This is a genomic window from Gaetbulibacter jejuensis (assembly GCF_039524015.1).
Classification (GTDB): domain Bacteria; phylum Bacteroidota; class Bacteroidia; order Flavobacteriales; family Flavobacteriaceae; genus Gaetbulibacter_B; species Gaetbulibacter_B jejuensis.
Genome location: NZ_BAAAGF010000001.1, coordinates 1,178,753 through 1,203,844, shown reverse-complemented (window position 1 = coordinate 1,203,844; position 25,092 = coordinate 1,178,753). Strand labels below are relative to the sequence as shown.

At 32.0% G+C, this 25,092-nt stretch carries 6 protein-coding genes; all 6 read right to left on the bottom strand.

All coding sequences use genetic code 11. From position 1 onward, the window contains the following. Positions 1-9: 9 nt before the first annotated feature. Positions 10-729: a glycosyltransferase family protein gene (locus ABD011_RS05230; RefSeq protein WP_343796351.1), complete on the bottom strand. Its 720-nt coding sequence runs from the start codon at positions 727-729 to the stop codon at positions 10-12. 1 nt (position 730) lies between these two features. Next, complete coding sequence (locus ABD011_RS05225; RefSeq protein WP_343796349.1) at positions 731-1,120, bottom strand: HAD family hydrolase; 390 nt, start codon at positions 1,118-1,120, stop codon at positions 731-733. Continuing rightward, positions 1,113-2,819, bottom strand: a complete 1,707-nt coding sequence (locus ABD011_RS05220) for a hypothetical protein (RefSeq protein ID WP_343796347.1) — start codon at positions 2,817-2,819, stop codon at positions 1,113-1,115. Before ABD011_RS05220 ends, ABD011_RS05225 begins: the two co-directional genes overlap by 8 nt. Positions 2,820-3,103: 284 nt before the next feature. Continuing rightward, complete coding sequence (locus ABD011_RS05215) at positions 3,104-10,825, bottom strand: amino acid adenylation domain-containing protein (RefSeq protein WP_343796345.1); 7,722 nt, start codon at positions 10,823-10,825, stop codon at positions 3,104-3,106. Between the two features lie 301 nt (positions 10,826-11,126). Continuing rightward, positions 11,127-17,816 carry an amino acid adenylation domain-containing protein gene (locus tag ABD011_RS05210; protein ID WP_343796343.1) on the bottom strand — a complete coding sequence of 2,230 codons (6,690 nt, stop codon included), beginning with the start codon at positions 17,814-17,816 and terminating at the stop codon, positions 11,127-11,129. Further along, positions 17,813-25,087: an amino acid adenylation domain-containing protein gene (locus ABD011_RS05205; protein ID WP_343796341.1), complete on the bottom strand. Its 7,275-nt coding sequence runs from the start codon at positions 25,085-25,087 to the stop codon at positions 17,813-17,815. Before ABD011_RS05205 ends, ABD011_RS05210 begins: the two co-directional genes overlap by 4 nt. Positions 25,088-25,092 lie beyond the last annotated feature (5 nt).

Genomic DNA, 25,092 nt, shown 5'->3' with positions numbered 1-25,092 from the left:
ATGGAACGTTTAAAAAATGTGTATGTTTTTATACCGGTCTATATCCTCAGGTGTTCCTAGAACAATAACTCTATTGGATTCGATGACATAAGTTTTGACAGTTAATCCCTCATCAATTAGGTATTGATACATAGGAGCAATGTAAACTTCATTATATTTTTCAATAATGCTTTGATTATATCTTTCGTAAAAAGTTGTAAATATTCTCCATGAAGAAAAATAATAGAATCCTATAGTAGCCATATCAGAAATTCTAATTTTCTCGGTAACCTGTTTAACATAACCGTTTTTATCGGCCTCTACAAAACTCCACTTATCCCCTTCTGCTCTAAAGACAGGTATTATGCCCGAAACTCCTGACTCCCTGTTAATTTGAATGTTGCCAGGCTTTACATAGGTATCTATATTATAGATGGCAACTTCATCAGATGGGTCAATAAGGTGAGAAGCTTTTATAGCTGTAGTTGCCTGACCGTTTGTTGTCTGTTGTATTAATACATGTTCAAATTTTGTAATATTATATTTACTACAAATTTCATGTACGAATTCACCATCCCAAATTTCTTCTCTACTAATAAAAATAAATTCATCTGAAAAGAAATTACTTAAAGAAAGTATTGACCATTCAAATAAACTTCGATCATTAACCTCAATTTTGTATTTGGGTATTTTTATACCTTTATCAAGGAATCTTCGACCGTCACCAGCCATTGCTATAATAATTTTCACCTTACGCTTTATTGTTTAATAGTTCCATAATTTCTGAATGATTTTTATTTACAAATTCACTTGGCCTTACAGTCTTGTCATCCACATAAAAGCCGTTCCTTCCGCACCATGGTTTACCAAAATGGACTTCATCATAAGGAATCTCATTCGTGTCGAGCCAGTTAAAAACCACCTTTGCCGTATTGGCATTTATTTTCCCTATATTACCTTGGTATGTTCTCATTTGCCGACTCGTAAACAAGATGATATGAAAACCATTGCTTCTATATTCTTTTAGGCGTTTTACAACATCATATTTGGGCTTGACATTGGCATAAGAACCATGTTTGTCTTTTATTTCACATATTGTTCCGTCAATATCCAGAACAATTACATTCTCTTCTTTAATCATAGGTTAATTGATTTAGTGTAAAATTGTTAGTTAATTTCTCGAATGAAAAAATAGAATCCATTAATTTCAAAGCAGTACATAGCATTGCTACTTGCCGATTTGGCTTATCATTATGAAGTGGTATCATACTGATAAATAAGACGGCCTCTATAAATATTATTTGTTCAACGGATTCTACTTTGTCCTTTATTTTATGGATAAACAAATCTCTAATTACTGAATGCTTCTCAGTCTTTTTTATTTGATATTCAATTTCGCCATTAACTATTTTAAGATCAAAAAGATCTTTTATTATTAAATCATATCCACCGTTTATACAGTGAAACATTTTCGCATATTCGTAACGTGAATCTCCATAAATTTTAAAATCTCCAAACGACCCTCGCGGATCAATAACACGTATAATATTTGTTAAGGGGTCATATAAAAGGTTTGAAAAACAGAAATCGCCATGAATAGGGTTAAAATAAGTTGTTTCATACAAACCCATTGCCTTTGTTAATTCACTTAAATTCTCGACAAAATATTTTAAAGATTGATACGCTTTGCCATTTATTGTAATTGTATCTGATTCAAAAAATAATTTTAAATGTTTTTTTGTTTTATACTCCTCTATGCGGTTTAACGTTTTATCAACGTACATTTTAGTTATTGCACTCTTAATATCGTCCTCCGAAAATGCTTTTGCATAGCGAGAAAATTCTTCCTGTATAAAAAATATGGACTCAAAAATTAGTTTCCATTTATCTATAGAATAGTTGCCAAATACATAAATTTCCTGAAGTGTTGGATAGTTATAGTATTCCAGGCTTACATTAGTTTTTAATGTATTTAACTCATAGTCCAGTATTTGCGGGCTTAAGTATTTTAAATCCTTAGGAATATTTAAATACCATTCTATTTCTTGAGTTAGCTTTAACCAATTACTACTGCTTTTTTTTATTATACCTCTTTTTTTATCAATTTCAATTGAATTAAAAAACCGGGTTTCATCACTTGTTTTAAACATATAGTTATCGGAATGACCTAGGTCAATCCACATTCCTGAATGAAAAAAATTGAACGTATATGATTCATTATACTGTTTGATAGTGTTGTAAAAACTATCAGCACTTACGCCTGTTTTAGAGTCCTTAATTGAATGTTTAAGTAAACTATTGAATTTCAAAACATCGCTGATAGAAAAAAGTCCGATGAACGTATGATAGAATTCTTTTCCAACATCGTTTTCTGATTTATCAAGAATTTCTAAAATTCTACCATCATCAAATTCAAATGTTGTCCATCTCTCAAAATCAATCACATCTGCATAAGCTATTAAATTTTCATTTGTAAAGAAGTCATAATCTTCAACCAATGTATCGCCAAAATTTATAGTTAAATTTTCAACAGTGTTTAATCCGTACAGTGATTCTAAGTAATTCAACCCATAGCTAATAGTATATCCAATATCTTTTAACTTATCAATATTTAATATTTGAACATTATCAAATTTCATTTGTGAAACATAGTCACTTATAAATTGGGAATTGTCATAAGTTAGTATAAGAATTAAATCGAATACTTCATTTGCTGAAGCATGTATTTTCTTTAATACTGGCTCTTTGTTTATCGGCACCATTATACTAGGAATATCTCCGAATCTAATTTCCATATCTGATGGAATCTTTTTTGCGCAAGGAATAAATAGTACCTTCATTTTTAAAAAAATTAATCTAAAATATTATTGCTGGTTCAAAAAAATAAGTCGTCTTCGATGCGTATTGAGATGCTTCACCAGAAATATGGGAACTAATTTTAATCGTTTTAAATCATTATCAAACTTTAGGGTATTTCTAAGTTCTACATAAAAAATCCACCTTTAAGATTGAAATGATAAATAGTCTCATCAGTTAGCTTTAATTTAGATTTAGAAATATTTAACTTAAGCTTGATTGTATATTCTAACTTTAGACTGGGTTTGATCGGTTTCCAGTTGAAAATTTAGACGTGATATCTATCCGTATTTTCAAATTCATCTTTACTGATTAACTGGATTGACTGAATAAATAAGCCTAATTCCTTAATTGTTGGGCGACTAAAGAAATCACTCAAGTCTATGTTTACATTAAAATTCTTATTTATTCGGGCTATTAATGCCATAGCTTTTAATGAGTCTCCACCAAGTTCGAAAAAGTCATCAGTTGCGCCAATTTCAGTAGTATTGAGTAGTGGGCTCATCAATTCACAGAGTTCTATTTCTGTGGTTCCTTTAGGCATTACAAATTCATTATTAGATCCAAAATCCGGTAGTGGCAAGAGCTTTCGGTTGATCTTTTTATTTTGCGTAAGCGGAAACTTTTCAATAGGTAATATATAATTAGGAATCATATACTCAGGAAGGTTTTTCTCAAGACTCCTTCTAACATCTTCTAGGAGGGATGAAGATCTTTTAGGAGTTTGATCACTATCTCGATACTGTGTTTGCTCTGCTGAAATCTTGCCACCAAGAAAACTATAAATAACCTCATCATCTGGTTTTAAATTCATAGCATCACGAATCAAATCTGTATTTACATACCCTATAGCACATACTCCTAAATTACTTAATGGGAAAAATGTATTTATACTTTGACCAATTCTTCCTGCTTCATCAAAAACATCTTCTTTATCGAAATCTAAACTGGAGGATTTATCTTTATTATCAATAATTCTTTTAGCTACAAGAAATATTGCAAATCCAGCACCTTTATATATGTCTCTATTTTGTCCGTCATATAAACGCTCTATTAATTTTTTATCACTCGTTTTTTGCAACTCCAACACTTCTCTGTCATAGGCGTAGAATCCTTCCTCAATTCCATTAATAATGCCTTCTTTTAAGTAAACATAAACTGCAATATTATGGCAATCTGAATTAAATTTTATACACTTCTCTAAACAAGCTGCAAATTCTTCTAGCTGAATTTCAGAAGCAATAAAATTACGATAGGATTGCCTGCTAAAAATCGAAATCTCATTAATCGCTTTACTTTTTCCTTGAGTTTGATCATTTGCATATCCCAAACTATAATGACTTGCAAGAAAATAGCCTTGATACAAATCAAGCTGACCAAGCACGTCCTTATCACAATGAACTTTAGATAAACTTATGTTATTAATACGAGATACATCTTTAAGTAAGCCTGCAATATGACCTGCTTCCAATAAGCAAAAACTCTTGGCTGCCGAACCATAAATTGGTTGAATAGCATCAATTTTACCTACTAATAGTATTTGATCCGTTTCAGTATTTGATTTGCTGGTATCAGAGTTGATAGATACAACACTATGTGCCTTAGGATTATAATAGTAATAACCGGAATCCAAATCTGTTAAACTATTTTCAGATATGTATAAATAAACCTGAACGGGATATAAACTTCCCGCTGATGGATAAAGATATTTTGGAAACTGAAAACTGTCTTTAACATCAAACTGTCGCAAGGATTCCAACAGTAATTCAAGATGGTCAAATTTTATTGAATTTGTTAATCTAACCTTACCTGATCTTGGTTGAGAAAAATCTAATACCACCTTATAGGTGAGGTTTTTGGTTAGATTTATTTCTCTAATATGACCTGAAAACTGTCTTATGCCATGTTGAGCCAATTTAAATTCTAAACGCTGAACAGAGTTGGTTAATACACCTTTTTCATAACTTTTTTCGGCCATTTGCTCAATAATATAAGCAATTATAGCATCACGCTTGTCGTCTCTGTAAATAGTCACTAAACTATCTTTAACTTGAGCTATAGAGTTTAGGTTTTTTTCTATCTCACCAAGCTCAATTCGATGTCCTTTAATCTTCACCTGATCGTCTTCCCTGCCCAGAAATTCGATATATCCCTCAGGGTGCATAACACCATAATCTCCTGTTTTATATAGTAAACCATAGGTTGTGTGATTCAATAGACTTTTATGGGTTTGATCCTGATCATTTAAGTAGCCCTTGGTAACTCCCACACCACCAATATATAGCATACCCTTTACACCAACAGGACAGATTTCATTTTCAAAATTCAGAATGTAAAATTGTTGATTTCGCAGTGGGTAACCATAAGGAATTGATTTCCAATCTGGATTGATTTTTTCTACTGGATAATAAATTGACCAGATAGAACCTTCTGTTGCTCCACCAAGACTTGTAAGTAAAAGATTTGGAAATTGTTCGATTGTTTGACGCGCTAAATTTATAGGAATCCAATCACCACTTAGCAGAACATGTCGTAAATGACTTAAGATCTGTCCCATTGGAAGATTTTCAACCACTAATTTCCAAAATGAAGGCACAGCATTAAAAATGGTAATTTTATCCTCTATTAAAGTTTGAACAATTTCTTCAACACTCTTATTTGTGTTTAACATAACCAACTGAGCTCCACTAATCAAACTCCCAAAAATATCATAAATTGAAAGGTCGAAGCTAAAGGAAGATATTTGTAAAATTCGATCGTTAACCCCTACATTAAATCGTTCATTGATATCCAGAATCGTGTTTACTGCTGACGTATGACTAATTACAACTCCTTTAGGGGTGCCAGTACTTCCAGATGTAAAAATAATATATGCGGTGTCATCTGGATTAACTTTTACCAATTCAAACTCATTAGAATAAAACTCATCTATTTTACTTTGGAACGTTTGAGGATCGAGTAAAAATTGTGCATTACAATTACGTTGTATTTTATTATTTCTGTTAACTGGATTTTCAGGATTTAAGGGAACATACACTGCCCCTAACTTCAGCACTCCCAAGATATTTATAATGGTTTCGATTTTTCTCTCTCCAAGTATACATACAGAGTCAGCTTTTTGCACGCCTTTTTCAGCTAAGTAATTAGCTACTTTATTAGATTGCTCATCCAATTCTGCATAAGTTAGTTTTTGAGAATGTAACGAAACGGCAATTAAATCTGGAGTAAGTTTGCACTGTTTTGAAATCAACTCATGAATAGTTGTTTCTCTTTGAAGATCTTCTGTATTTGTGTCGTTATATGATTCATATAATTTATGCACTGGTTGATTAAGCTCTTCGGTGTATTTAGTTGTTTCTGCAATAAGATCATATATTTTTGCGACATACATATCAAACATATTATTGATATCTTCAACAGAAAATAATTCTTCAATATAGTTCCATATTAAAAAGATTCTACCGTTTTGTTCTCCTACTACATTATCCAAATACACTTGAGAGGTAGGTGTGCCTCTATCAATATGTATTCTATCACGTTCAAATGAAAATGTATTATTTTCAATCTCGGCAAAGTTAAGAGAGGCATCAAAAAGTGCGCTGGTAAAAACAACAGGCATTACTGCCTTTTTGGCTAAGTTTCGCTGCTTTGAAATTTCCCTTATAAATTCTACTCCGTCATACAACCTGTGATCCAAAGCTTCAAGTAAAGTCTCTTGAACTGAAGTAATACGTTCATTAAATAACTGACCCTGCTTGAGTCTTACATCGAGAAGAATTAGAGAGGTAAAATCACCAACAATATCGTTTATAGATTCATGAAAAGGTAAGCGATTAAAGAAGGTCAAATTCAATCCTAGATCGGCTTGATTGCTCCAATAGCTCAAAACTTCAGCATAAACCGTCAACAAAAGAGTTGATAAAGATACATTCCCTCTCTTGCTAAAATCTTTGATCAAATTTGATTCATATACTGAAAATGTTTTCCTAATGGCTTTGAAGTTGGGCTTTTCGACTTCCGAAAGATTTCGTTCCAGAGGTAAAGATGGTGCGCTTGGAAAATCACTTAATTTGTTCAACCAAAAATCTCTGTCCTTAGCATAAAACGGTGATTCTTTCAACTCATTTAAAGCGACAATATAATCTCTGAAAGTGATGGTTAATCTGTCAAAACTAGCATTTGCGTTTTTGTATAGGGTTTTAAACTCATCTTTGATCAATTCAATACTATAGGCATCTGCAACAATAGTATCAAGGCTTATAAAAAATATGTAATTTGAATGACCAACTTGAATTGCTGAAATCTCAAATAATGGCCATTTTGAAGCATCAAAAATTTGATGAGACATACGTTTCGCTATCTCAGTAGAAATTTTATCCTGTTCACTTTTTGAAAATGTCCTTACATCCTGAATACTGATTTTATAAGTTTTCTTGCCTAATATGACCTGTTCTCCTTGTTCGGTTACAATCGTGCGTAAGGCATGATGCCTATCAATTAATAGATTAAGGCAGGTGTTTACTTTATCAAGGTCTGCTTCTGCATCTAGTCTCCAGAAAGAATGTGTTGAAACATTTCCTAATTCTAAATAACTGTTACGTCCTACTAAGTAGGAAAACTGAATATTTGAAAGTGGAAAGGGTTTGTGTAAGTCTTCAGAAACATGACTTATTTGCGGATAACGATTTTCTGTATGTTGATCAGAAGCACTTATAAGATCACTTAAGCTTTTTATATTTTTATTTATATATAGGTCTTTTAGATTGACATCGGTATTAAACTCTTTATTAATTTTAGACAATAAACTAATGAGTTTTATTGAATTACCACCCATTTCAAAATAGCTGCTGTTGGTACTGATGCTTTCTTCGTTAATCCCAAGATTTTCTGACCAAATCTTGACTAATTCTTTTTCGGTTGAATTAGATGGAGCCCGGTAATCTATATCTAGTTGTTGAGATTTTACCGAAGGGTCTGGGAGTGCTTTTTTATCAATTTTACCATTGATCAATAATGGAATAATATCTATTTGAATTAAAAAATCTGGCAACATGTAACTAGGTAGTATGCCAGCAACAGAGGTCTTTATTTTTAGAACATCGATCTCATGTTTTAATACCAGATAGGCACAAATATATTTATCCCCTTTTATCTCGTTAACAACTACAACAGATTCACTTACAGCATCCTGAGAGTTGAAAGCGTTCTCAATTTCACCCAGATCTATTCTATATCCACGTACTTTAACCTGACTATCTATCCTGCCAAAATATTCAATATTACCACAAGGTAACCATCTCACCAAATCACCCGTCTTGTATAGAAGCTGATTAGGACTATATGGATTACTAATAAACTTCTCTGCAGATAATTCCTGACAGTTAATATATCCTCGTGCTAAGGCTGCACCACCAATGTATAGTTCACCCAAAATACCAACGGTTTGAAGTTTCAAATTGTCATCCAAAACGTAAAGCTGAGTATTATCTATAGGTTTTCCAATTGGTATTCTGGTTTTTGGATTCCAGTTTTTTAAAGAATAGTAGCTCGCGTAAATAGTTGCTTCAGTTGGACCATATATATTTTCCAGATTAGCCGCTAAACCTAAAGCATTAAACTTTTCAGCCAATTCGGGTGTAAAAGCTTCACCAGCGATCATGAAATATTTAACCGAATCATACTTTCCAATGTCATTTTTATCTATTGAATCAAGTATGGCATTAAACATTGATGGAACAAAATTGATATGCGTTACCTTATGCTTGGCAATTGTTTTTTCAATTTCAGCTGGTATTGCCTCACTTCCATTTTCCAGAATAACTAGTTTACCTCCATTAAACAGCCATCCGAATATTTCAGAAAGCGATACATCAAAGCAGAACGATGTTTTAAACAGAAAGCTATCGTCTTCAAGACAAGGATATAATCTGTTTAAAGCAAATAGAACATTTGTAAGCGAATAATGATTAACCATTACACCCTTAGGGTTTCCTGTTGATCCCGAAGTATAAATAATGTAAGCTAAATCAGATGGTTTAGGTAAGTCATTACTAACTTGATGCACATTTATCGTTGAACTAAGTACTTCATTGAAAGACGCCTTTTTTGTATGCATACTACCTTTCATTTCAAAGGTGGTATCGAATAAAATATACTTTACATTACTATCCCTAAGGACATATTCAATACGATCCTGAGGATAAGATGGATCTACAGGCAAGTATGAAGCTGAAACTTTCAGTATTCCAAATATTGCAGCAATAAGTTCGGATGATCTGGAGGCAACGAGACCAACTATATCACCTTTTTGAATGCCTTCTGATAAAAGAAATGATGCAAAATGGTCAACGTTTTGGATTAACTCAGAATAAGTTAGGCTATTATTCTCAAAGACCACGGCAACATGATGTGGTGTTTTCTCAGCCTGCTCCTCCAATAAATGAACAACTGTTTTATCTTGAGGATAAGAATAGGTGTTTTTATTGAATAGTTTAATTTGATCTAATCGTGTTTCTTGAGGCGTTAGATCAATGTCCTTAATTAATAAGTCAATATTTTTAGATAAGGTTTTTAGGATATAACAAAACTGGCTTCCCATACGCTGAATGGTCTCGCGACTAAACAGGTTGGTACTATATTCAAAGTGGAAAGTGATTTTATTATCTCTCTCTTGAGCACTAAGGCTAATATCAAATTTTGAATATTTTTGATCCATTGGAAAGAAATCCACCTCAAGGTTTCCTACTGCAAATTTTTCGACCTCCATGTTCTGTAGAACAAATAAAACATCAAATAGGGGGTTTCTTCCCAAATCTCTTTCAACATTGAGTTCACCTACTAATTCTTCGAATGGAAAATGTTGATGTGCAAATGCATCAAAACATATATCCTTTAGCTCGTTTGCAAAATCAATAAAGCGTTTAGAATCTAACGGATTGCTTCTAATTGCCAGCGTATTGGCAAACATTCCTACAATTCCTTTTAATTCATCACGATCACGTCCAGCATTGATTGTACCTACGACAATATCTTCCTGACGACTATATTTAGATAGTAACACCTTAAATGCACTAAAAAGGAATGAATACAAGGTTATTCTATTCTCCTTACATATTCGATGAATATCAATTGTGGTATCATGATCTAATGCAAATTCCTCGGTGTCTCCTTTATAATCAATTATAGCAGGTCTTTGGTAATCAGTTGGGAGATTTAGGATTGGAATTTCCCCTTCTAATTGATTCAACCAGAATTCTTTGTCATCTTTTAAAATATCTTCAGAGGTTTTTTTCTGCTTCCATACGGCGTAATCTTTATAGTGAATCGTCTGAATTGGCAACTCTAACTCGTCATATAACATGCGGAAATCTTTCATTACAATTGCCATAGACACACCATCTGAAATGCAATGATGCATATCAATTAACATAATATGTTCTAATTCAGTTTTCATGTAAAGACCAACTCTTAACAAGGGAGCTTTACTTAAGTCGAAGGGTCTGGAAAAATGATTTAAAAATTGCTCAAAACTTTGTTCGTTATTTCTACAATAGTCAATATTAAACTCAACTTCATCATTTACTTTTTGAAATAGTACCCCATTATCTAAAACTAATTCTGTTCTAAAACTCTCATGGCGTTCTATGAGTTGTCTGAACGTCTTTTTAATTTGTTCAATGTTCAATTTACCCTTGAGCATATAGGATAACAACAAATTATATACAGTACTCTGTTTATCTAATTCCTGAAGTGCAAACAACCTTTTTTGTTCTGATGAAGCAGGGTAATATTCAGATTTCTCCACAGGAAGAATCTCAATGATATTTTGCTTCTTTAGAAAGCTTATCAATTCAGCTTTATGTTGTCTTATTTTTGTTAATAACTCGTCAGAAGGCTTATTTTCTAAAACATCTAGTTTTAACTGATCACCAATCACTTCGATATAAAGTTTTGCAGAACGTATTTCGTTAAGTAAATCAGTAATTTTCATAAAATAATAATTGATTTTAAAGTGTAAAAACTGAGCGTACTTATCCAAAATTATATCTGGGTGATACTATTGAATAAGTGCAACTAAATAGAGATTAAAAAATATAACCGGAGTCTAAAATTATATTTAAATAGTTTGATCGTTTGTAGTTCTAGAACTACGTTATTATAAGATGGATGGACGCAATAAAATAACTGATATAATTTTCACCATTAAAATTTTTTCCGTCTTCATTGGGCATTATCAAAAATTAAATTGATGTCTAATTGTATGTTACTACTTGTCAGCTTCAAATGACATTCTATATATAGATGGTAGAATCATTTGTATTAGTAGGCCTTTGGGAAAAATACATTTTATTTTCAATTTGAAGTGCCAATTCTTTTATGGTAGGTGCTTCAAAAAAGTCCTTAAGTTCAATTTTTATTTTAAGCTCTTTTTGTATGATTGATAGAATATTGATTGCCTTGAGTGAATCTCCTCCAATATCATAGAAATCATCGATTATGCTAATTCTTTCTAAATTAAAAAAATCTTCATAAACTTTACACAAATGCTTTTCAACTTCAGATTCTGGAGCAATATATTGCTTTTTTTGTAAGGCTTCTATACCTGGTTTTGGTAGTTTTTTTCGGTCTAGCTTGCCATTTGATGTCATTTGGAAAGCATCGACTTTAATATAATACAAAGGAACCATATAATCGGGCAACTTTTCTTTGAGACAATTTTTAATTAACTCAATATCAATGATAGTGTCTGAAATGTAATAAGCACATAAGTTTTGTTCACCATTTTCTTTATACATGGTAACAACACAGTGCCTAATGTCTTCAATACCGATTAACTGATTTTCAATTTCGCCCAATTCAATTCTATAGCCTCTTATTTTAACCTGGCTATCATTCCTACCAAGAAATTCAATATTACCATCATTGAACCAACGTGCAAGATCTCCAGTTTTATAAATAATCTCTCCTTCAGCATATGGATTCTGAATAAATTTTTGGTTGGTTAATTCTGGCGCATTCAAATATCCGACAGCAAGGCAATCTCCTCCAATATATAAATCTCCTACAGTTCCAATAGGACAAAGTTTCAAGTTGTTATCCAGGATATAATATTTAGAATTTTGGATTGGTTTTCCATACGGAATACTTTTCCATTGACTATCTATCTCATTAATATTGAAATAATTGGACCAAATTGAAGCTTCTGTCGCTCCTCCTAACGACACAATTTTAGCTCCTGAAAATTTATGTTGTATAACAGGCGCTAAACTTAAAGGAATCCAATCTCCACTAAGCATAACTAACCGTAAATCAGAATGTTCAAATCCACTATCAATATTTTCAATACCTGAAACTAATCGTTGCAAAGATGCAGGTGCTGAGTTCCAAATAGTGATACCGCTATGTAACAAAATATCAATCAATTTATCTGGATCACTATTTTCTTTTTTTTCAGCTAAACGAATGCACCCTCCAGCCCATAAAATTCCGAAAATATCATAAACAGATAAATCAAAAGCCAATGAGTTGACAAACAACACTTTATCTGAAGAATTTACTTCATATGTTTTATTAACCCAATCTAAGGTATTAATAACAGTACCATGATTAACAACGACCCCTTTAGGAATACCTGTGGTGCCAGAGGTATAAATGACATAAGCTGTTTTAAAATGTTTATTCTTGAGCTTATGATTTTCTGTTGGTGCAGACCTTATATCTTCATAAAAAATGAGGTGTTTATCCTCTATGTCAATTTTATTGATTTCTGGTAATTTATCATCTACACATATGATATTACATATTGTTGACACCTCATTAAATATATCCTTAAATTTTAACAACAATGTTGAGCTGATAATAAGGTTTCGAATTCCTGAATTATTGATAATTTTTGATATACGCTCCGCTGGTTGATTAGCTTCAATAGGCACGTAGGCGTACCCAGCTTTAATGACCGAAATAACACTAATAATCATTTCAGGAGAACGTTCAGTCATTACTCCAAAGAGCGAATCTTCCTCCTCACCTAATGTCTTTAGAACATGTGCCAATTGGTTAGCACTAGTATTTAATTCTTTATAGCTTATCTTATGATTTTCTAATGCTATAGCGCAATTATCAGGATATTGTTCAGTTGATTTTTCAAATGGGGTTAATATGTTGGTAAACTCAGGTACAGATCGCTCAATACCCACGAATTGACTTTGAACCAGATGTCGCTCATCACTTGGTATAACTTTATTTGTATTTATAAGGTCGTTGGCGTTTCTTACGAGTTCATTCAGTATCTGAACAAAATAAGTACATACTTTAGCAACTTTATCTTTACTAAAATACTGACGATTATATTTTGGTATTAACACCAGTTCGTTGTTTGTCACATTTACTTCAAAGTCCAGAAAAGTATTAGTGTTTGTGTATTTATCTACCTGTACTTCCTGATGATCGAATAGATCATTATAATCTGTTTCAAGATTATCGTTAATGTGAAAGTCAAGGTAGTTGAATAATACATCGAAAAATGGATTTTTATCACTGGCATTTTCAGTGACTTGCTTTGATATCTCAAATAACGAAATCCTCTCAAATTGTTTAATTCGATTAAGGTTATCATTGAGATCTAAAACGTAATCATTCCAACTTTGTTCACAATCATTCAGGTTAACTTTAACTGGTACTGTGTTTAAAAAACAACCAAGAATTGCATCCCCATCTTCTACAGGTGGTCTAAAATTGGTTACAACCCCCAATGTAAATTCTTTTTGATTATGTAGAACACCCATAGCATATGCAAATGCTGAAAACAAAATATTCTTTAATGATATGCTGTTGGTCTGACTGTACTTTTTGAGTTCAACTAAAAGTGCTTTATCACATTCATATTTATAAATGGGCATATACTCATTAGACTTATCTACATCATTCTTTTCCAGAATTAATCTTTGATGATCTTTTAAGTAGTCTTTCCAAAAAATTTGATTTGACTCTTTGTTCTTTTCAATAATTTCGTGAAGTACCGCATCTTTATAGTTACTCTTAATAGGTTTTGGCACTTCGTTTACATCTTTACAAAGTTTGTTATAAAGATTGAATAACTCAACCAAAAAGGAATTCACACTCCAACCATCTAATATGCCATGGTGTACAGAAAAAAACAAATAAATACTTTTTTCATTTAATTTATAAGTAAGAAATCGGATTAATGGATAATCTTGTATTTGGAAAGGATTATCTAAATCAACTTTAATTGCTGATGAAATAACTTCTTGCTGTTCATCAAGGTTATGGGCTGAAATATCTTGATGTACATAATCCAGTTTAACCTTATTATAAACGATTTTTAGCGGTATATGAAACTTGTCCAGATGAAATACAGATCTGAAAATATCATGTTTCTCAAATAACATACGACATGCTTTTTGAAACAATGTGCTCTTGAAGTTTGAAAATTTCATCGAAAACCCAAAACAGTCATGATAAACGTTTTGATCATTATATCTCAAATAATGGTAGCTCATTCCTGCTTCAATATCGCTCATTGGATATATGTCCTGTACATCTGTTGTATCAATTTCCAGTGAAATTTCATTTTTCAACTTAGACATATAATCTTGAGCAGCTTTGAAATACTCTTCATTGTGATGCTCATCAGAACTCGAAATAAATTGCGAAATTCTATTTACCGTATCATTGACATAAAGATCTGAAATTGAAAATTTTATATTGAACTCTTTTTCTAACATGGCGGAGAGCCTTATCACCTTTATTGAATCTCCACCTATACTGAAAAAGCTATGATCCAGATCAAAATTATTAGTATGTATGAGCTTATTAAATAATTCAACGATTTTCAATTTTACTTTATCATTTGTATCGCTGATATTATTACTACGTGAATCGCCTGGTAATGGAAGATTCCTGAAGTCTGTTTTACCGTTAGCAGTTACCGGTATCTCTTCCATCTGAATAAAATATGAGGGTATATAATAACTTGGAAGTTTCAGCTTTAAATAGTTATAGAGACTATGACTGGAAATGTCTTTCTTTGCAGTAAAATAGGCACACAATGATTGTTCATCTGAGTGCTCTTCCTTTACATCTGATAACGTGTTTTGCAAACAAACAATCACATTTGTCACACCATCAAAATTAAGCAAGCTTTCTTCTATTTCTTTAGGCTCCACACGGTAACCCCTGATTTTTAACTGTTTATCGTTACGTCCAACATAAATCAGATCCCCAGAAGAATTCAGTTTAACTAAATCACCTGAATGGTAAAGTTTTTCACCAAACGGTTGTGTTGAAAATTTCTCGGCTGTTAATTCAGGATTATTCAAATATCCTCTGGCAATACCTTTACCTGCAACCAATAGCTCTCCAACTACACCTTGAGGCACTAGGTTATTATCTTTATTCACAATATACCCTTTAAGTGTAGGAAGCATTCTTCCAATATTACTCTCATTACTATCTATATCTAGCGGAGTAATCTCCTTAAAAGTGACATGGACGGTTGTTTCGGTTATCCCGTACATGTTTATCAGTTTTGTTTTACCGTATTTATCTTTAAAAGCTTTGAGTTTTTTCGGCATTAATCGTTCTCCACCAAAAATGATATAGCGTATACTTAAATCATTATTTTTAAACTCAATTTCTTTTTCAGCTAGGCTATAAAATGCCCGAGGTGTTTGATTTAAAACTGTAACTTTTTTGTCTTTTAATAGTCTTAAAAAAGCATCTGTATCTTTTACAGTATTCTCTGCTACTAATATTAGTGTTCCTCCTGTCAAGAGTGCGCCATACATCTCCCAAACTGAAAAATCGAAATTGAAGGCATGAAAAAGGGTCCAAACATCGGTGTTATTAAAGTCGAATAGAACTTTATCGTTGAACAAAAGTCTTACTACATTTTCATGTTCAATTAATGTCCCTTTTGGTTTACCTGTTGTCCCTGATGTATAAATGATATAAGCAAGATCTGTAGGAAGAACTTCAACTCCTGTAGGAGAGTCTGATTTCATTTGAATGTCTCTTTCATACTCATCCAGATCAACAATCGTTTGTACTTTAGTATTTAATAAGGCTGTTTTCTGTTCGCCGAAAATAGAATTATAGTTTTTTGTATCTGAAACAATTATGTTTGCAGATGAATCATTCAAAATATAATTTATTCGTTCTGGTGAACTGTTAATATCAATTGGAAGGTATACTCCTCCAGCTTTTATGATAGCAAGAATAGTTGTTATCGCTTTTATATCACGTCCTAGAATTAATGCTATAATTGTTCCGCGCTGTACACCCTTTGAAATTAAAAAATTGGATAATTTATTTGATGCTTTGTCTAAATCGTTATATGAAATTTGACCAGTCTCGAAATCAACAGCAATTTTGTCTAGCGTTCTACGCACCTGACTTTCGAACAGGTCGCAAATAGTTTTATGGTCTGGATAAGAAACATCTAATTTATCTAAAATAGAATTCACGCCTCTTTGCTCCTCAAAGGACAACAAATTTATATCGGCAATTTTAAGATCAGATTCTTGAATAGCCGTTTTAATAATGTTTAGAAAATAGTTTCCAAATCTTTCGATAGTCTGATGCGTGAAGAGCTTTGTTTTGTATTCAAGTCTAAATCCTATTTGATCATTTTTTTCGAAAGCTGCTACAGTGATATCATTTTTGGCGGTATTAACAGAAAATGAAATATTATCAAAAGTAACAGTGTCACTTTCAATTTTATCAGAATCTGTTATCTGATAAAGAAAAACTGTACTGAAAAGTTGATGTTTGTAATGGTTACTTTGGGAGTTGAGTTCAGGCATTAATGTATTCACCGGAAATGAATCATGCTCTAAAACTTGTAAGAAAGTATCTCTGGTTTCTTCAAAAAATTGTCGTAATGGCTTATCTCCTTTCGGAAAACTCCTAAAAGGTAATATGTTAACAAATAAGCCAACAATTTGTGAAAGCAATGGATTATTTCTACCACTAGTAACTGTTCCAATAATTAGATCATCTGCATCTCCTACTTTTGACAATAGTATATTATAGCAGGCCATTAAAAACATGTTTTGAGACAACCTGCTTTCTTCGCAATATTTGTTTACCCTTTTACTGAGTTCATAATCTAAATGAAACGTATAAACGTTACCTTCAAAATTATCTGTTTGTATGTCATTAAAATCATAAGGCAACTCCAATTCGGGTAATTCACCTGCTAACTGTTCTCTCCAAAAATTCTTTTCCTTGTAGAAAGAGTCTACCTCGATCTTTTTTTGCTGCCAATTGCAAAAATCCTTATATAAAATTTGTGTTCCCTCTAGTTTTTTTCCAGACACTAATTTTATAAGATCATCCTTGATAATAGACATTGATACACCATCTGATATTATATGGTGCATATCAATTAATATTACACTTTCGTTTTCGGATACATGAAAAAGGAATAATCTAAAAAGAGGACCCATTTTAAGATCAAACTCAATAATTGAATTTAAAAGTCTGAATTCCAGCTCATCTTTCTGAATGTTTTCCTCAAGAATCTCAAAATTAATATTGGTGTGGATCTTTTGCATCAATACCTCATCCACAATATGAAAAGTGGTTCTTAAAGCTTCGTGCTTATTAACAATCTCTTGAAAATACAGCTCTAATTCATTCCGAGAAATCTTGCCAGTATATCGTATCGCTTGATAAAGATTATATGTTGTTCCAATCGATGAGAATTGATTAATAGCATACATTTGCTTTTGTGCAAATGAGGTTGGATAAAATTCAGACTCCTCGACTTTATCATCGATACCTAAAGGCTTATTGCTCTTAAGGTATTGAATAATGTCTTCCTTTCGTAATTTTATGTCTTCAATAAGAGCTTCGGTTAGTACACCATCTTTTGCCTTAATATTCAGCTTGTCGTTGTTTAGTACTAAGAATATATCTTCTTTCTCTAAATTGAAAATAAAGTCACCTATACCGCTCATAATTCAATAGTTTTGAATTCAGAATCTTCCAAATTTTTGTTGTTGATTTTTGATGCAATAAAATCGGATAACGATTCAAGACTTGGAGATTTATAAAATTCAATTAAAGAAACTGACACTTCAAACTCCTGGGCAACAACCAACAACATTAAAGTTGCACTTAAAGAATTACCTCCTATTTTAAAATAATCTAGCTTTATACTTAAATCTCTTTCTTTTACACCTAGTGAATCTTTCCATATGTGTACAAGTTTAGTGTCTGTTTCATTTCTTGGTGGGAAAAATTCTGTTTTCTCCATTACTGGATCAGGTAAATTCTTCCGGTCTATTTTCCCATTTGACAGAATAGGTAGTTCATCTAGAATAACAAAATGCTGAGGATGCATATATTCTGGTAAACTTAGATTTAAGTGCTTCAATGCTGATTCTTTCACATCAGCTATATCTTGTATTTTGCTTGTAGGCTTGTATTCAACCTTATCTTTGACGTAGTCTAAGCCTACTTTAGTTGCGTACATATTGTACAAATTAGTTCCTTCTAATTCCTTTACTTGTTCTACAACTATACTGAAATTTTTATCTTTTAATAATTTAGTAATTTTATTCAAACGATTTTCAACATCGTGAATTTCAATGATTAATTGATCTATTTTACTCCAATGGTCTTCATCAATCCCATTTATAACTTCAAATTCACCTTTTTCCACATCAATTTTAACAAGGTGAATGTGATCTATATTATTGTCTTTTATAATATGAGATAGCGTTTTGATATTGCAATCTAGCTGCTCACTAACTAATTCGTTTTGCACTAAATTTTTTATTTGTTCTTCAGATAATCCGTGGGTATCACTATTAGTTATAAAAGTTTGTACAACATGTGTTTCCTCTTCGATATTACCAAAACTTGACGACAAGATGGTGTTTTTTGGATAATAGGTGAAAGACACTACTTTTTCTTCATCTCCAATCCCTACATTAAAGGGTTTAATCTTATTATTATTTGTCAATCTCGCATTATACTCCAAAACCTCAAAAACAGGCTTGATCGGTTCAAATGAATAAATTTCTGCGCTAGGATAGAGATGATTTATATAGCGAGTAAACATTCCTATGTTCGCTCCAATATCTATTACGCAAGCTTGAGGAGGTAACGTGATATTATGCTTTAAATACTCGTTGTTCTCAACAATTTCCTGATACATAAAATCAGTTTCGGTTTTATTGACATAGAAAAGTCTCATTCCATTTGGATATTTTTTTAATTGAATACCCAGTTTTTGAGCTTCTTGAATAATCTTGTCATCAGATTTTAACTCGGCCAAAATTTTCTGATCTAAAACCAGGTATGCAACTAGTTGTTTAGAAAGACCGTCAGTGCCCACTGATGCAACTACAGTATTACTAATAAAATCTAAATCTAGAAGATGACTTTCTACTTCACCAAGTTCAATACGAAAACCACGAATTTTCACTTGGGAATCATTATTCAGCCTACCTAAAAATTCTATATTTCCATCTGGTAGCCAACGAGCAAGATCACCTGTTTTGTAGATTCTCTCTCCTTCTTTATAAGGGTTTTCAACAAATTTCTCTTGTGTAAGATATTCATCATTGATATACCCACGTGCTAATCCAATACCCGAAATTCCTAATTCACCTGGCACACCTACAGGCAGTATTTCACAATCATCATCCATGATATACAACTCGATATTGTCAATTGGCTTACCTATAGGGACTTTCTTAAGTTGCTTTTGTTGAGGACAATCAAAATATGAAACATCAACTGTGGCTTCTGTTGGACCATATAGATTGATCAAGTTTGTATTGCTATTACCCTTAAAGAGATTTTGAATACTATGCACGTGGTTTATTTTCAATTCTTCACCACTGGCAAAAATATACTTAAGACTTTTTAGCTCGTGTATGCTAATGTAATCTTCGAGATATTTTAAAAACACCTGAAGCATTGACGGAACAAAATGCAATACACTTATGGAATACTTATCAATCGTTTTTGCTATAACAGCAGGATTTTTTTCTTCTCCCATATTCAATAGTGCCAATGAACTTCCACTTAACATCCACCAAAATAACTCCCATACGGAAACATCAAACGTGTATGTTGTCTTCTGAAGAATCACATCATTGTGATCTATTGGATATTTACGTTGCATCCAATGAATTCTGTTGATAACAGAGGTGTGTTCTACCATAACACCTTTTGGGGTACCCGTTGAACCAGATGTAAAAATAGTATAAGCCAAATTATTGGGAGAAATAGGTAAATCTAAATTTTCTCCTGAATATGTATTGAATTTGATGTCATTAAAGGTAATACATGCAATCTGGGTATCGGTTAGCTGCTTATCGTAAGTTATTAATAGCTTTGTCTGACTTTTTTCTATTACTGCCCTGATACGTTTCAAAGGATAGTCCACTCCAATCGGTAAATATGCATAACCTGCTTTTAAAATACCCAAAATAGTGACAATCATATCTATAGAACGATCCATTTTTAGAGCAATGATTGACTCGTTTGGCAATTGAAAAGTTAAGAGATACCTAGCTAATTGATTTGATTTTTTGTTGAGTTCCTCATAAGAAATATTGCCGGTGTTAGAATATATCGCTATTTGATCAGGATTTTTTATAACTGTTTCTTCAAAGACTGTATGAATTAGACTTTGATGAGGGTATTCTACCTTTGGACTATTTAAGCTATTTATTAAGCTCTTTTTCTCCTTATTATCTAAAAGTTCAATGTTCCCAATGGATGAGTTAGATATTTTGGCACACTGATCTAATACTTTTATATACAGATCACTCATTTGCTGTATAGTTGTTAAACTAAATAAGTTGGTATTGTATTCAAAATAGAATTTTAACCTATTTTCATCCTCCTGTTCCTCTGATACAAGCGTAATATCATACCTAGAATATTGTCCTTCAAAATTCAATTTTGTAGCTTGCTTGTCTAGAAAATCCTCATCGAGCGATTCTGTATTTTGAAGCACGAACAAAACATCAAAAAGTGCATTGCGACTCATATCATGTTGAATGTTGAGATGATTAATGATGTCCTCCAAATTGTAATCTTGATTTTCAAAAGCTTGTAGAATATCTTTCTTTAATTCGGTGAAAAAATCGCTGATTTTTTTATCATGTTCAGGAAAAATTCGGAGCGGTAATATGTTCATAAACAAACCGAGTGAATTCATAATATCTTTATGATTCCTGTTGGCATTTACCGTTCCAATAATAATATCTGATGATCTACTATATTTTGAAAGTAAAATTCCAAAAGCTCCTAAAAGAAAAGTAAATAGTGTTACGCTATTTTTTGCAGTATATTCTTTGATACGATCGTATAATTCGCCCTCAAGCTCGAATGAAAAACTGGTGCCTTCAAAATTATAAATTGCTGGTCGTGGATGATCAAGAGGTAAATTGAGAGTTTCTATAGTATCTGAAAATCTTTCTTGCCAGTATTGCCTTTGATTTATACCCCTATTCTGCCCAACTTGATCGTGCTTCCATTCACTGAAATCTTTACTTTGAATCTCAAAATCATCTAAGTTATGCCCTGTATATAATGCGTTCAGTTCTTTATAAAAAATAACTAAAGAAACACCATCCATTATGATATGATGAAAATCGAAAAACAATACAGTTTTATGTTCATTCAGCTTAAATACTTTTATCCTAAACAGACCCGGTTTTGAAAGGTCAAATTTCTTTATAGATGCGTTAATATGTTCTTCCAGTTCACTATCATCAATTTTTTCATATTCAATTTCAAATTCGATGCGATCATAAATCTTCTGAACTGGAGTATTATCTACAATTCTAAACGATGTGCGAAGTGGTTCATGCCTTTCAACTAACTTTCTTACCGATGTTTCAAGACGATCTAAATTGAGGTCGCCTTGTATTAGAATTGTTTGTGGAATATTATATGTTAAACCAATATTATCAAATTGACAAAGCATGTAAAGTCTTTTCTGAGAAGGCGTTACATGATAAAAAGGTTTTTGTTGCGCCTTTGGGATCTTACTTATCTTACTTTTAGAAGCCTGATCCACAAGACTGCTTAAACCACGAATCGTAGGGGTACTGAAAATATCTCTTATTTTCAGCCCTACCTGAAAGGTATCATTGATTTTTACTAAAAGATCGGCCGCTTTTAATGAATGACCTCCGAACGCAAAAAAGTCGCTATTGACTGAAAGATCTTTCTTTCCTAAAACATCGTTAAATAATGTTGAAATTTGCTGCTCTAATGGGCTGATAGGCTTACCAGTTTTTACATCATTCTCATTGGGTTCGGGAAGAGATTTATAATCAATTTTACCATTAACAGTTAGCGGTATTGAAGTTATTGGAATTAGATAACTAGGTATCATATAAGAAGGTAAACGAGAGGCCAAATATTGAATGAGTTCTTCCTGACCAACTTGCTCTTCAGCAATATAATATCCGTTAATATATTTATCTAGTCTTTCACCAAAATCTTTAATAACGACATCTTTTATTTTTGGGTGACTAATTAGTTGATTTTTAATTTCTCCTAACTCTATCCTATGTCCGCGTATTTTTACTTGGTTATCATTTCTACCTAAGAACTCTAAATTTCCATCATTAAACCATCTTGCTTGATCGCCAGTATTATATATTATTTCGTTTGGAATAAAAGGATTTGGAATAAATCTTTGAGAAGTAATCACTGGATCGTTAAAATAACCTAACGCCAAACAATTTCCTCCTATATACAAATCACCTTGAACTCCTATTGGACATACTTTTAAATTCTTATCCAAAACATAACATTTTACATTTTGTAGAGGCTTTCCGTACGGAATGCTTTTCCAGCTTTCATCAATGCTATCAATTACATAATAATGTGACCAAATGGTATTTTCGGTAGCTCCACCTAAAGAAACCACTTCTATTCCTGGTGATTCCATTTTTAATATTTTAGGCATCTGCAATGGTATCCAATCACCGCTGAGCATTACAAGCCTTAGATTAGAGTCGGATAGTTCGTATTTATTTGATTTGATAAACGGAATTAAACGCTGTAATACAGGAGGAGCAGAGTTCCATATTGTAATTCCTTCATTAATGATTATATCACATAACATTTCGGGCTCTATATTTTCATCATCTGAAGCTATTCTTATTTCGCTACCAGAACAAAGTGTGCCAAAAATATCGTAAACAGATAGATCAAAGCCTAATGAGGTAACAAAAAGTAGTTTTTCATTTGCACTTACGTTAAATCTATTATTAACACCTTGAAGTACATTTATAACAGTTTCCTGATTAATAACAACGCCTTTTGGTACCCCTGTGGAACCTGAAGTGTACATCACGTATGCAATTGAGTCAAGTGAAATGTCTACATTAAGATTATCTACTGATTGCTCGTTAAAAATACCTCTATATATAATATGCTGTTTTTGGCTTAATTCTACTTGACTATCATCGTCATTGATGCAATAAATATGAGTTATATGTCTATTACGCTTTATGAGTTCATAATACGTATTGAGCTGACGAATACTTACTATTAAATGGTTTACTCCTGAAAGTTGTAATAATTTCTCTATGCGCGCTTCAGGTTGATTTATTTCAATAGGTGTGTAAGCACCTCCAGATTTTAATACCCCTAGAACACTATAAATCATTTCTGGTATTCTCTCCATAAAAATTCCAACAAGAGAATTTAGGCCAACTTCATTTTTTCTTAATACATGAGCAATTTTATTAGAAAAATTATTTAATGTTAGATATGAAATTTGTTGTGTTGCAGTTGAAAGCGCAATCTTATTTGGATACTTCAGTGCAACATGTTCTATTTGAACAGAAATGGGAGCAATCGGATCTAACTTCTTTTCAGTTTGATTAAACTGCTCTAGGATCCTGTTTTGCTCTTTCTCTAGTAAAAGACTAATGCCAGAAATATGTTGTTCTGAATCGTTTAAAATGATATCTATTAACTGAATAAAGCTTTTCTGCAACTGAATGGCTTGCGCTTTTGTAAATATGCTCTTTTTATAGAGTGCACGGATCTGGGTTTTATCCTTTTTCTCATGAAAATTAAACGAAAGATCAAATTGAGAAAAATGATTAAGGCTACTTTCTATTTCTTCCCAATATTCTGAATTTAAGCCCTCTAGGCCAAGATCAGTATTCGGCTCTTTAAACATATTCAGAGAAAATCTCACCACTGGTCCGGTTAAATGAAGTTCTCTTTGAATATCTTCATTGTTTATAGAACCATGTGAGTACACATCTAAAAGGTTTGAATTTATCTTTACTAATTCATCTGATAAAAGTTGTTTTTCATCAAGACGATTTCTAAATAAAAGAATATTAGCATAGAGCCCAAGTGATTTAGAAAAGTCTTTTCCATTAATACGTCTATTTCCAAAAACATTCCCAATTACAATGTCATCTATTCCAAAATATTTATTGAGTAAAACATTGAAAGCTAAATTATATATGGCACTTTTAAGCACTCTCTTTTTCAGAGCATAGGTAGAAATTTTATGAGTGATTTTTTCAGGCAGATCCATATGCACTGATTCAATCTCAAAATCACCTTCACTAACATTATAGGATATACTTTGAGTAATTTGATCCTGATAACCCTTAAGATTTTCTTTCCAAAAATTAAATGATGTATAAAATTCATAAGACTTCCTATAAATTTCTTGTTCTTTTGCGTATGATTTATATTGGTTTAATGGTGTGAGGTTCTTAGTGATCTTTTGAATACTATTATTATAGATAAAAACAAATCTTTCAAGAAAAATCACAAATGACTGAACATCAAAAATGATATGATTTCTTTGAAATATTATTACAAATTCGTTTTCCTTTAATAACAATATTTTAACCTTTAACAGCCTATCATTTTCTAGATCAAATGAGTATTTTGATGTTTCGAGTTCAATTTCCTTGGCTTTATTTACTCTTTCACTATAAGGTTCTAAAACCTTTAAATCAACAACTTCAATGTATGTTGATATATCAAAATCAGCATGTATCAATTGATTTAATTCATTCCCTTCTAAAACAAAATTTGTTCTCAGAATTTCATTGTTTTCAACTATACTTTTCAGAGTATCTTCAAAAACTTGAAGATTTAAATTACCTGAAAATTTGTATGAAGTAATTTGGTTATAGAAAACAGACGATGATAGTTTATTGCTCTGAAACCAAACGCCTTGTTGTTGTATTGTTGCTTTAACTTTTTTCATTACAA

Bases quoted from the DNA above. Each gene is read 5' to 3' on its own strand.
- ABD011_RS05225 (WP_343796349.1), bottom strand. From the start codon at position 1,120: ATGATTAAAGAAGAGAATGTAATTGTTCTGGATATTGACGGAACAATA.
- ABD011_RS05220 (WP_343796347.1), bottom strand. From the start codon at position 2,819: ATGAAGGTACTATTTATTCCTTGCGCAAAAAAGATTCCATCAGATATG.
- ABD011_RS05215 (WP_343796345.1), bottom strand. From the start codon at position 10,825: ATGAAAATTACTGATTTACTTAACGAAATACGTTCTGCAAAACTTTAT.
- ABD011_RS05210 (WP_343796343.1), bottom strand. From the start codon at position 17,816: ATGAGCGGTATAGGTGACTTTATTTTCAATTTAGAGAAAGAAGATATA.
- ABD011_RS05205 (WP_343796341.1), bottom strand. From the start codon at position 25,087: ATGAAAAAAGTTAAAGCAACAATACAACAACAAGGCGTTTGGTTTCAG.